At 70.7% G+C, this 11419-nt stretch carries 11 protein-coding genes, 1 pseudogene and 1 riboswitch; of the genes and pseudogenes, 4 read left to right on the plus strand and 8 right to left on the minus strand.

The window, feature by feature from the left end; translation table 11 throughout:
* Positions 1 to 127: 127 nt before the first annotated feature.
* Entirely contained in the window at positions 128 to 520 is a 393-nt protein-coding gene (locus ACWGJM_RS38545) for an ester cyclase (protein ID WP_453416404.1), read from the plus strand.
* A 93-nt stretch (positions 521 to 613) separates the two neighbouring features.
* Entirely contained in the window at positions 614 to 1300 is a 687-nt protein-coding gene (locus ACWGJM_RS38550) for an SDR family NAD(P)-dependent oxidoreductase (RefSeq protein ID WP_453416405.1), read from the plus strand.
* A gap of 17 nt (positions 1301 to 1317) precedes the next feature.
* Here ACWGJM_RS38550 and ACWGJM_RS38555 read toward each other — a convergent pair whose 3' ends face one another.
* Complete coding sequence (locus tag ACWGJM_RS38555; RefSeq protein WP_453416406.1) at positions 1318 to 1596, minus strand: zinc finger domain-containing protein; 279 nt, start codon at positions 1594 to 1596, stop codon at positions 1318 to 1320.
* A 258-nt stretch (positions 1597 to 1854) separates the two neighbouring features.
* Between ACWGJM_RS38555 and ACWGJM_RS38560 the strand changes: the two genes are divergently transcribed.
* On the plus strand, positions 1855 to 2658 hold the full coding sequence (locus ACWGJM_RS38560) for a maleylpyruvate isomerase family mycothiol-dependent enzyme (RefSeq protein WP_453416407.1): 804 nt from the start codon (positions 1855 to 1857) through the stop codon (positions 2656 to 2658).
* 171 nt (positions 2659 to 2829) lie between these two features.
* Here ACWGJM_RS38560 and ACWGJM_RS38565 read toward each other — a convergent pair.
* The 5 genes and pseudogenes from ACWGJM_RS38565 to ACWGJM_RS38585 form a co-directional block, all read right to left on the minus strand.
* Positions 2830 to 3045, minus strand: a pseudogene (locus ACWGJM_RS38565) (Tn3 family transposase); the annotation flags it as partial.
* Between the two features lie 277 nt (positions 3046 to 3322).
* Positions 3323 to 3973 (minus strand): thymidine kinase, encoded by a 651-nt coding sequence (locus tag ACWGJM_RS38570; protein WP_453416408.1) that lies wholly within the window; start codon positions 3971 to 3973, stop codon positions 3323 to 3325.
* Positions 3974 to 4046: 73 nt separating this feature from the next.
* Positions 4047 to 5243, minus strand: coding sequence for an alkaline phosphatase family protein (locus ACWGJM_RS38575; RefSeq protein ID WP_453416409.1), 1197 nt, complete (start codon positions 5241 to 5243; stop codon positions 4047 to 4049).
* Positions 5243 to 5839 (minus strand): DUF5998 family protein, encoded by a 597-nt coding sequence (locus ACWGJM_RS38580; RefSeq protein ID WP_453416410.1) that lies wholly within the window; start codon positions 5837 to 5839, stop codon positions 5243 to 5245. The genes ACWGJM_RS38575 and ACWGJM_RS38580 overlap by 1 nt, the downstream gene beginning before the upstream one ends.
* Before the next feature lie 248 nt (positions 5840 to 6087).
* Complete coding sequence (locus tag ACWGJM_RS38585) at positions 6088 to 8946, minus strand: bifunctional acetate--CoA ligase family protein/GNAT family N-acetyltransferase (RefSeq protein WP_453416411.1); 2859 nt, start codon at positions 8944 to 8946, stop codon at positions 6088 to 6090.
* Between the two features lie 176 nt (positions 8947 to 9122).
* On the opposite strand from ACWGJM_RS38585, the gene ACWGJM_RS38590 reads away from it, so the two are divergent.
* A complete protein-coding gene (locus ACWGJM_RS38590) occupies positions 9123 to 9404 on the plus strand; it encodes an HPr family phosphocarrier protein (protein ID WP_361799811.1) in 282 nt (93 codons plus the stop codon).
* A gap of 148 nt (positions 9405 to 9552) precedes the next feature.
* Here ACWGJM_RS38590 and ACWGJM_RS38595 read toward each other — a convergent pair whose 3' ends face one another.
* Together ACWGJM_RS38595 and ACWGJM_RS38600 are read right to left on the minus strand one after the other, a co-directional pair.
* Positions 9553 to 10248: a GntR family transcriptional regulator gene (locus tag ACWGJM_RS38595; protein ID WP_453416412.1), complete on the minus strand. Its 696-nt coding sequence runs from the start codon at positions 10246 to 10248 to the stop codon at positions 9553 to 9555.
* Between the two features lie 214 nt (positions 10249 to 10462).
* The gene (locus ACWGJM_RS38600; protein WP_453416413.1) at positions 10463 to 11233 is read right to left on the minus strand and encodes a M23 family metallopeptidase; all 771 of its coding nucleotides are present in this window, start codon (positions 11231 to 11233) and stop codon (positions 10463 to 10465) included.
* 13 nt (positions 11234 to 11246) lie between these two features.
* A riboswitch (cyclic di-AMP (ydaO/yuaA leader) is annotated at positions 11247 to 11408 on the minus strand.
* Positions 11409 to 11419 lie beyond the last annotated feature (11 nt).

An 11419-nucleotide genomic window follows, 5' to 3' on the forward strand; every position in this document is an offset into this window, starting at 1 on the left:
AGTGACTCTGATCGGCGGGACATCTGCTTCGGCGATGGCCGGCACGGCGAGGCCATGGAGGGCGTCGCATCTCATCAACATCCGATTGCAGCCCCGATCCGGAGCCGCCCCACAGAAGGGTCACCTCATGTCCGACAGTGATCTGCGCGCGTTCTACCTGCGCTATATCGAGGCGCTCAACGCCCACAAGTTCGATGGTATGGACGAGTTCATCAACGACCGGACCACCCTGAACGGTGAGCCGGCCACCCGGGACGATCTCATCGCGGTTCAGAAGCATGACGTGGACGCGGTTCCGGACCTCCACTGGGAGCTCAAGGAACTGCTCTTCGACGGTGACCGTCTGGCTGCGCGTCTGGTCAATACCGGTACTCCGGTGAAGGAATGGCTCGGCGTGGCTCCCACCGGAGCCTCGTTCGAGATCGTCGAGTACGCCATCTATCAGGTCCGCAACGGGCGGTTCGTGCATATGACCGCCCTGCACGACGCCGGCGAACTCCTCCGGCAGCTGACCGGCTGACCTCCGGAAATCAGCGCCAGCAACTCAAAGAACACTCGGACACCGGACACCGCTAACGGTCCGCCCGGGCCACACAATTCGCGAGGACACACAATGACCACCACACTGATCACCGGGGCCAACAAGGGCATCGGCTTCGAGACAGCCAGACAGCTTCTGGCGTTGGGCCACGTTGTCTACATCGGCGCTCGTGACGTCGAGCGAGGTGAGAAGGCAGCGGCAGTGCTCGGCGCACGAATCGTGCAGCTCGACGTGACCGACGACGCATCGGTGAGCAGCGCGCTGGCGACGATCGACTCGGCCGAGGGCCGGCTCGACGTCCTGGTGAACAACGCGGGCATCTTGGGGGACGGAGTCACCGACGGCCCCACGGCTCTCCATGTCTTCAACACCAACGCGGTGGGAATCGTGCGCGTCACGGAGGCGGCGCTTCCCCTCCTGCGTAAGTCCTCGAACCCAACCGTGGTCACCGTTTCCAGCAGCGCCGGGTCGTTCTGGGCAGTGACCAATCCGGACCGGCCGGAGTTCAACTTGCCGTTGGCGCTTTACTCTGCGTCCAAGTCCGCAGCCACCATGCTCACGGTCCAGTACGCCAAGTCCCAGCCGGGCATCAAGTTCAACGCAGTCGAGCCCGGCACCACCGCGACCGACCTGACCGCGGCATTCGGAATCGGAAGGGCGCCGGAGGCGAGTGCCAGGGTCGTCGTGCGTTTGGCAACGCTCGACGCGGACGGCCCGACAGGAACTTTCCAGGACGAAAACGGAGAAGTGCCGTGGTAGGCGTCCAGTCTTCTGAGTCAGCAATTCTGTTCAGACGTGCAGGGATGCGGGGTGGCGCGTACTGGGCGGCCGAAGGCCGAGTTGACCCTGTCGGACGGGGAACGGGCTGCGCTGGAGGGACGGGTGCGGCGCCGTTCCACCCCGCAGGCGTGAGCTCTGCGGACGAAGCGCGGGGTGTGGTACTTCGCGGTGATCTTCCCGCCCCGCGTGCGGCAGGCGCTGCCGGCGGGCGCGTCACAGTTCGCGCAGTCGTGACGTTCTACCGCCAATGCGGCCTGCTCGGGCGTGAGATCCATGGCGGCAGCTCCTCAGAAGTGCCTCGCACAACGTGCGGCTTTTGAGAGGATTTTCGTGAACGGTGATCTGCGGCAACGCGGTCACTCCGAGGCCTGTCGCAGAACTCTCACAGATGAACATTTATGAGAATGACCGTGTGTGACGCACAGTCGGCGGCGGAGAGGTCCTCCATCATTTCTCCGCGGTGGTGAGGGTCCGCCTGCTGCGGCCGTGAAAATCGCTGTCCGATTGTCGGAACGCAGTGATAGAGATTCAGGGTGACAATGACTCTCGAGTTCCCCGTTCTGCTGCAACTGATCGACGAACGGTCGACTGCCTTCCGCGCCGCGGTCGCCTCCGCGCCCAGCCTCGACGTACAGGTGCCGACCTGCCCCGATTGGACGCTGTTCGATCTGGCGGAGCACATCGGCGAGGGGCGCCGCGCCTGGGCCGCCACCGTCGCCGCAGGGCCTGCTCCGGCCAAGTCCGCAGCGGAGGGCGCCCCCGCTGCGCCTCGGGAGCGCGAGGCCCTGCTGGCCTGGTTGGCGGAGTCCACGGAGCAACTGCTGGACGCACTGCGGAAGGCCGGCCCGGATCGCGGTTGCTGGACGTGGTGGGAGACATCGCAGTCGCCGCAGACCTCCGGTGCCGTAGCTCGGCACCAGCTCCAACAGATCGCGGTGCACACCTACGACGCCCAGATCACCGTAGGTGCCCCGCAGCCGCTGCCGGGCGAGGTGGCGCTCGACGGTGTCGACGAGTTCCTGTCCACCTGCGTCGCAACGACAAGTGCCTGGCCACACAAGCCCGCTGCCGTCGACTTCCACGCCTCCGAGGGCCGCTCCTGGCGCCTCTCGCTCTCCGCCGACGGCGCACGGACCGCCCGCCTCCCCGGGCCCGGCACCATGCTGGCCACCGCTGCCGGCCAGGACCCGGACGCGGCCGCCGCCTTCTTCTCCGCTCGGGGCACGGCCAGCGAGCTGGTCCTCATCCTGCACGACCGTATCCCGATCAACTCCCTGAAGCTCGACGGCGACCCACGTCTCTTCGAGCAGCTCAGCGCCTGGGACCCGGATGAGTAGGACGTGACGATGCGCCACCTCGTACGCCCAGGGGCATGCCTCCCGCCAACGGCTACAACCACGCCGTGGTGGCCTCGGGGCCGCGGGGGGCAGACCGTCACGGCTGCGAAGCGGCTGACCAAGGCGGCGGCTCACAAGCTGATCGGTGCGCCTGGTCGGCACCTGGCGCCGTCAGTTCTCAGCGCCGTCCTCGTCGTCATCGAGTCCGGCCGCGTCCGGGTCGCGCAGCGGGCGCAGGGTGCCGCCCGCCGGCTGGGTGGGGGTGAAGCTGTAGCGGCCCAGGACGTTGAGGTTCTTGTGCTTGAGCGGGGACAGCCGGGCCACGTCCTCGTCACGGATCTCATGACCCTCCGCGCAAAGCTGGACGACGGCGGCGTCGATGTAGCGGGCTGCTGCTCCCGTCCCACCCGCAGATCACCGTCGGAAGCCGCGCCCAGCAGCAGGACCCGCAGCTTCTCCGTGCTTCGGGGCCCGCAGTTCCTTCAGCACCGTAGGCACCTGGCCCTCCGTCGTGGACAAACGGCTCTCGATCCCTGCGCTGATCGGCGGCGGCCCGGCGCGCTGCGCCTGCTGCTCGCGCTGACGGGCCTTCTCATTCGTGCCGGATTCGGCCTGTTCAGCAGACCACGACACAGTGGACAACGGCCTGTTGGGCCGACAACTGTCACTCAGAGGCGATGGGCAGAACGTCCGGCGAGAGCGCGCCGGCGCGGGCGGAAGCGCTCGTCATCCGGCGGCGGTGGTGACGTCGGCACAGCACCTCGTAGCCGACCTCCGCGGCAGGGCCGTTCACATCACCGACGACGACCTGCTCACCTTCCACCACCATCTCGCCACCCACCGTGCGGGCATTGTGCGTGGCACGCGCCCCGCACCAGCACATCGCCTCCACCTGGAGCGCCTCTATCCGGTCCGCCAGCTCGATCAGCCGTTGCGAGCCCGGGAAGAGCCTGGTCCGGAAGTCGGTCGTGATACCGAAGGCGAAGACATCGAGGCCCAGGTCGTCCACGACCCGCGCCAGCTGATCGATCTGCTCCGACGCCAGGAACTGCGCCTCATCCACAATCAGATAGTCGACCCTGTCGCCCTGCGACATGCGACCCACGACATAGGCGTACAGATCCATCCCCGGCGCCGCCTCAACAGCATCCGTCACCAGACCAAGCCGCGAAGACAGCTTCCCCTCCCCCGCCCGGTCATCGCGCGTGAAGATCACACCTTGCAGCCCCCGCGCCGACCGATTGTAGATTCGCTGTAGAGCAAGTGTCGACTTCCCGCAGTCCATGGTTCCGGAGAAGAACACCAGCTCGGGCATGGGGAGATGAGCACCTTTCGGCGGAGGCGGCGGGGATTGCGGTTCGGCGGGGGGCTTCAGATCGGCGGGGGCTTCAGGAGCGTACTTCGAGCAACGGGACCAACTGCTCGGCAGGGGTCATGGAACCGTGGTTGCCGACCATCGACGACTCCTTCGGCTCCCGCTCGGAGGCGATGAGCAGCACGTCGTCGTGCGCGGCCGCGACCACGTCGCCGATGCGCGGGTACACACGGTCGTCGATCCGCGGTCCGAACCAGCCCGCCGCGACCGCCTCGTCCCGCGAGGCCACCCAGAACTGCTCGCCGAGCACCTCGCGCCAGACGGTCAGGACGTCGTTCTCGGCGCCCGGTACCGCGTACACGTGGCGGGCCCGTCCCTCGCCGCCCAGCAGGGCGACCCCGGCACGCAGTTCCCAGTCCTCGTCGAAGTCGATGCGGTGCTGCTCGTCGAACGGGATGTCGACCATGCCGTGGTCGGCGGTGATGTAGAGCGCGCTGCGCGGGGGCAGTTGCTCGGCCAGGCGCTGGGCCAGCCGGTCGACGTGCATCAGCTGGCCGAGCCAGGTGTCGGACGCGATGCCGTAGCGGTGCCCGGCGCCGTCCAGTTCGGCGTAGTACGTGTAGACCAGTGAGCGGTCGTCGGCCGCCAGCTGCTCGGCCGCGAGGTCCATCCGCTCCTCGCCGGTCAGCCGTCCGAGGAACGTCCCGCCACTCAGCGCGACCTTGGTCAGCGGGGTGTTCGCGAAGGTCGGGGAGGACACCTGGGCGGCGTGCACACCCGCCTTCTGGGCCAGCTGGAAGACGGTGGGGTACGGCTGCCACGGGCCGGGCGGTGTCCACGGATTCCAGCGGAGCTGGTTCATCAGCTCGCCGGTCGCCGGATTGCGGACCGTGTAGCCGGGCAGGCCGTGCGCGCCCGGCGGCAGGCCGGTGCCGACGGAGGCCAGGGAGGTCGCGGTGGTCGCCGGGTACCCGGCGGTGAGCGGGCGGCCCGTGCCCCCGCGCGAGCTGCCGAGCAGCGAGGTCAGGAAGGGGGACTCGTCGGGATGGGCCTTGATCTGCTCCCAGCCGAGGCCGTCGATCAGGAAGACGCAGTTGCGGTCGGCCGGGGTCAGTTCCGTGATCGCGGCGGTCATGCCGGGTACGGCCATCCCGGCGGCCAGGGTGGGCAGCAGGTCGGCGAGCGACCCGGTGCCGTACTCGGGCAGCGGCGCCGAGTCGAGGGAGAGCGGTTCCGGGTGGTCCCAGGCTGCGGCTGTGGGCTGGGACATCAGCGGGTGACGTCCGCGGTCGCCTCGGAGATGGCCTGCGCGAAGGCGAGCGCCTGGCGCACCGTCTCCGGGCCGTCCCCGGCCTCGCTGACGCGCAGGCTGAGGTCGTCGGCCGTCGAGCTGCCGGTGTAGCCGTGGTCGGCCTCGCAGTTGGGGTCGCCGCAGGCGGCGGGCTCCAGGTCGATGCGGGAGACGGCGCCCCAGCCGATGGTCAGCACGACCTCGCGGGGCAGGGTGCCCGGGGTGTACTGCTCCGGGTTGGCGACCACGCGGCTGACGACGACCGACGAGATCCGGCCGAGCTTCACCGACTCGGTGGACGTCGTGGCGTACGGCGTCGGGGAGGTGCTGTCGGCGGCCTGCTCGTCGGTGTGGCTGACGATGAACCGGTTGCCGGTGAGGACCAGTACGGTGACGTGCCGCCGCACTTCGTTCTGGTCGAACGTGGTCTCCTGGTGGACCAGGTACGACCGGATGGGTTCGCCGCCCACAGCGGCCTCCACCGCCTCGGCCACGAGGGCCGGGTAGTAGCCGCTGCGCTCGATCGCCGCGCGCAGCCCCTGGGACGTCGTACTGGTCTTGGCCATGACGTCCATCCTAATCCGTGGGCGGGTGCGGTCCGGGCCAGCCAGGGGCAGCCGGGCGGGACCCCGCGGCCGTACGCGGGCGCCTGCCCACGAGCCCGGCACGAGGTCGAGCCGCTCGGCGGCGGTCAGACAGGAGACGGGCTCGGAGGCACCCTCGTCGGCCTCGAAGGCGACCACCAGGGGCGGCGCGTCGCCGAGGAAGCCCCTGAGCCTCGTCACCGCTGCGGCGGTGGGTGTGCGGAAGGCACCTCCCCGGCTCAGTAGACCGGCAGGGTGCGCGGCCCGAGGTCGTCGCGGGCGGGCGGGGGTGCGAGGCGCACGGAGGCGCTGAGGACGCTCAGGCCCTGCGGGGCGACCACGACGGGCTCCATGGTGACCGCGACGACCTCGGGGTGGTCGTCGACCAGACGGGACACGCGCAGCAGCAGCTCCTCCAGGGCCGGGGTGTCCACAGGGGTCGAGCCGCGCCAGCCGAACAGCAGCGGCGCCGTCCGGATCGACCGCACCAGGGAGGTCGCATCCCGGTCGGTCACCGGAACCAGCCGGTGAGCGATGTCGCCGAGCAGCTGCGAGGCCGCTCCGGCGAGTCCGAAGGAGAGCACCGCCCCGGCCGCCGGGTCGATCACGGCCCGTACGACGGTGTCGACGCCGCGCGGTGCCATCCCCTGCACCACCGGCCGCAGCTCCTCGGGCCGACCGAACAGCTCGGTCAACTCCGCGTACGTCCGGCGCAGTTGCTCCTCGTCCGCGAGGTCGAGGCGTACGCCGCCCAGGTCGGCGCGGTGCCGCAGGTGCGGGGCGGTCGCCTTGAGGGCCACGGGGTAGCCGAGGGTGCGGGCGGCTTCGGCGGCGGCGTCCGGGGTGGGGGCGGGCAGCGCGCGGTGCACCTGGATGCCGTACTTCCCGAGCAGCTCGCAGGTCTCCTGCGTCCCGAGCGTCAGGCCCTGCCCGCGCGCGAGCATCCCGTCGATGAGCAGGGCGGCCCCCTTCTCGTCGATGTCCTCGTACTCGGGCACCTTCCCCGGGTCGGCGGCCTCCCTGCGCCACTGCGCGTACTTCACGGCTTCCCCGAGAGCCCGTACGGCCCGCTCGGCGGCGGGGTAGGCGGGGATGAGCCGCGAGCCGGTGCCGGCGGGGGCGGTGCCGGCCGGCTTGTCCACAGCCGCCGCCATGGCGGGCAGTCGTTCCACGGGGCGGTGCGGGTCCCCGCCCTCGGTGCCTGGTGCCTTGGTGCCCCCTTGCGGTGCCGTGCTCGCCGCGGCCGACAACGCCTCCGCGAGTCCCCCGAGCTCCACGTGCACGACGAGCACCGGCTTCCCCGGCACCCCGGCGGCAGCCGACCGCAGCGCCTCCGCCAGCTCCGCGTCCCCCGGCGACGCCTCGCCGATCGCCGGTATGGCGGTCACCACCACCGCGTCACACGTGTCATCGGCCAGCGCCCGGGACAACGCCGCGTGAAAATCCTCCGCCGAAGCCCCCGTCGTGAGGTCCAGGGGACGCATCGGCCGCAGCCCCTCCGCGAGACACTGGTCGTACGTCAGCAGCCCCAGCGACTCCGAGTTCCCCAGGATCGCCACCCGCGGCCCGGCGGGCAGCGGCTGCCGGGCGAGCAGCAGTCCGGCGTCAACCAGTTCGGTGATCGTGTCCACCCGGATCACCCCGGCCTGCCTGAGCAGCGCGGACACGGTGGCATGCGGCAACCGCGTGGCCCGTACCGCGTGCCCCTGTGGCGCGGACCCGGCCCCCTGCACCACCACGAGCGGTTTCGCCGCGGCGGTCCGCCGGGCGAGCCGGGTGAACTTGCGGGGGTTGCCGATGGACTCCAGGTACATGAGGACGACGTCGGTGTCCGGATCGTCGTACCAGTACTGGAGGACGTCGTTGCCGGAGACGTCCGCCCTGTTGCCGGACGACACGAAGGTGGAGACACCCGTGACGCCGGTGACCCCTCCCCCGCGCCGGTGCAGCCGGGACAGCAGCGCGATGCCGATGGCGCCGGACTGGGCGAACAGCCCGATGCGACCGGGGCGGGGCATCTCGGGTGCCAGGGAGGCGTTGAGCCGCACCTCCTCGGAGGTGTTGATGACCCCGAAGGCGTTCGGCCCGATGATCCGCATGCCGTACGTGCGCGCCTGCCGGACGAGTGCGCGCTGTCGCTTGCGCCCGTCCGGCCCGGCCTCCGCGTACCCGGCGGCGAGCACGACGAGCCCCTGTACGCCGTGCTCGCCGCACTCGGCGACCACTTCGGGCACATGCTCGGCGGGCACGGCCACGACGGCCAGGTCCACGGGGCCGTCGATCTCCCGCACCGAGCGGTGCGCGGGCACCCCGCCGGCCTCCTTCAGGTCCTCGGGGTAGGCCTTGTTGACGGCGTACAGGCGTCCGGTGAAGCCGGCGTCCCTGAGGTTGCCGAGGACGCCGCGCCCCACGCCCCCGGGCTCGCGGCCGACGCCGACCACGGCGACCGACCGCGGCACCAGCAGCCGCTGCACCGACCGTGCCTCGGCGCGCTGTTCCCGAGCGCGCTGGACGGCGAGCGAGCGGTCGGTGGGTTCGAGGTCGAACTCCAGGCGTACGACGCCGTCCTCGAAGCTGCGCTTCTGGGTGTAACCCGCGTCCGTGAACACCTTGATCATCTTGGTGTTGGCTGGGAGGACCTCGGCGGCGAAGCGGCGGATGCCCCGCTCGCGCGCGACGGCCGCGACGTGTTCGAGGAGGGCGGAGGCCACCCCGCGGCCCTGGTGGGCGTCCTGCACCAGGAAGGCGACCTCGGCCTCGTCGGAGGGAGCGGAGGCGGGCATGCCGTCGGCGCCGATGCGGTCATAGCGTACGGTGGCGATGAACTCGCCGCCGACCGTGGCCGCGAGTCCCACCCGGTCCACAAAGTCGTGGTGCGTGAAGCGGTGGACGTCCTTGGCGGACAGGCGCGGGTAGGGCGCGAAGAAGCGGTAGTACTTCGACTCGTCCGACACCTGTTCGTAGAAGCTGACCAGCCGGTCGGCGTCATCAACGGTGATGGGCCGGATGCGCGCGGTTCCGCCGTCGCGCAGCACCACGTCCGCCTCCCAGTGGGCGGGGTAGTCGTGCCGGTCCTGCCGGTCCGCCGGGGTCTGCATGGGCCCCAGAGTACGGCTCGCGTCCGACAACGGCGCGAGGCAGTCTGTGGGGGACGACATCGGATCGAGGCCGCGATCCGACGACACACCCGGACGGGACGAAGGACCACTCCGGGCATGCTTCACGATATGGGAAACTGGTCTAGACAACCCTGAGAACTGAAGGGCAGCAACACATGGCTGAGCGCCGCGTCAACGTCGGCTGGGCCGAGGGCCTCCACGCCCGCCCCGCATCCATCTTCGTCCGAGCCGCCACGGCCGCAGGCGTGCCGGTGACGATCGCCAAGACCGGCGGCACTCCGGTCAACGCGGCCTCCATGCTGGCCGTCCTCGGCCTCGGCGCCCAGGGCGGCGAGGAGATCGTCCTCGCCTCCGACGCCGAGGGTGCGGACGCCGCCCTGGACCGGCTGGCCAAGCTGGTCTCCGAGGGACTCGAGGAACTGCCCGAGACCGTCTGAGCGCACACCGCACAGAACGGTGGAGCCGCGTCGCCCCTTTCGGGCGGCGCGGCTCCACCGTTTTACCGGGAATTCCGGGAGCGCCATGAATTCAGGCAGCGGAAAATAACCCCCGCCGAATTGCTCCTCTTTGTATACGGCGCCCGTGTTAATGCCGCAGGCTCGGAATGTTTACGGCTTGTTGCGAAGTCCTCACGCGTTCCGGGCGGTCGGTGCCGCCGGTGAAACGCAGCCGGTGCGCGGCCGTCGCGCGTTCGGTGTGCAGCGCCGTGATCGCCCTGGCGCGCTCGCCCTCGCCACGCGCCACCGCGTCCACGATGGCGCCGTGCTCGGTCCAGGACTCCACCGGGTCGGCGGGCGCCTCCACCGTGTACATCCAGGCGATCTTGTGCCGCAGCTGGGTCAGTACGGAGGTCAGGGCGTGGCTGCCGGAGGCCTGGGCGAGCGTCTCGTGGAACCAGCCGCCCAGGGAGCGCAGGTCGTCGCTGTTGCCCCGGCGGGCCCGCTCCTGGCCCAGCCGCACCAGGCCGCGCAGCACCTTGAGATGGGCCTCGGTGCGCCGCTGGGCGGCCCGGGCGGCACCGAGCGGCTCCATCAGCATGCGCATCTCCAGCAGGTCGGCGGCCTCCTGCTCGGTCGGCTCGGCGACGCACGCGCCCGCGTGCCGCCGGGTCACCACGAAGCCCTCGGCCTCCAGGGTGCGCAGGGCCTCCCGGACGGGGACGCGCGAGACGCCGTAGCGGCGGGCGAGGAGTTCCTCCGTGAGGCGGCTGCCGCGCTCGTGGACGCCGGCCACGATGTCGTCCCGGATCGCCGTGCATACCGAGTGCGCCGGAATACGCATGACCGACCTCCGCCTTAATCCCCGTGAAACGTCGCCGATGGACGCGCGTTCCGTGACTCTATTGCAATGAGCGGGAATTTCCGACGGCGGGTCGGAATCCATGGATATTTTTTGGACAGCGAGGGGTGACGGGGCGCACGGAAACCACAAAAGCCCCGGCTCGTGGACCGGGGCTTCGGGTGGGGGTGGGTCTCCTGGCGGGAGTGCGCCTTCGTCAGACGTTCACGCCGTGCTTGCGGAGGTAGGCGACAGGGTCGACGTCGGAGCCGTACTCGGGGGTGGTGCGGGCCTCGAAGTGGAGGTGCGGCCCGGTGGTGTTGCCGGTCGCGCCGGACAGGCCGATCTGCTGGCCCGGGACGATCTTCTGGCCCACCGAGACGCCGATGGAGGACAGATGGCCGTACTGGGTGTACATGCCGTCGGCCATCTTGATCACGATCTGGTTGCCGTACGCCCCGCCCCAGCCGGTGGACACCACTGTGCCGGAGCCGACCGCGTGGACCGCGGTGCCGCTCGCGGCGTGGAAGTCGATGCCGGTGTGCGAGCCGGAGGACCACAGGGAGCTGCTGGCCTGGTAGCCGGTGGAGACGTAGGACCCGGTGATCGGCGCCACGAACGCGTTGAGCCGCTTGCGCTCGGCCTCGCGGGCCGCCCGCGCCTTGGCCTCGCGCGCCTTTTCCGCCTGCTCGCGGGCCTGCTCGGCGGCCTTCTTCCGCGCCGCCTCCTCGGCCGCCTTCAGGTCGGCGGCCTCCTGCTGGGCGGCCGCCTGGGCGTCGATGTGCTCGGGGACCGATTCGCTGATGGCGATGACCGGGGTGAGGGCGGTCTGCTCGGGCGCCGGCGCGGGCTCGGCGGCGAGCGCCGGGGCGGCGAGGCTGCCGACGGCGCCGGTGGTGGCGAGGACCGCGACGCCCGCCGCGCGGGCGGTGGTGCGGTGCATCCGGCTGGGACGGCGGTGCTTCCCGGTGGCGCGGGTGAACGCCATGAAGTGGCTGGTCCTTTCCTTCCTTCTCGCCTACCGGGTTAGCTGACGGGTTCGGAGCAGGAAGGTCTCCTACGGGCCCCCTCGCGGTGTGCGCGGGCGTCCGATTCACCCCAAGGGACGATGGGTCCCCGGCTCCCCTGGCTCGCGCCGTACGGGGACTCGGCGATCGCTGTCCGGTGCCGCGGG

Source organism: Streptomyces sp. NPDC054834 (genome assembly GCF_053611185.1).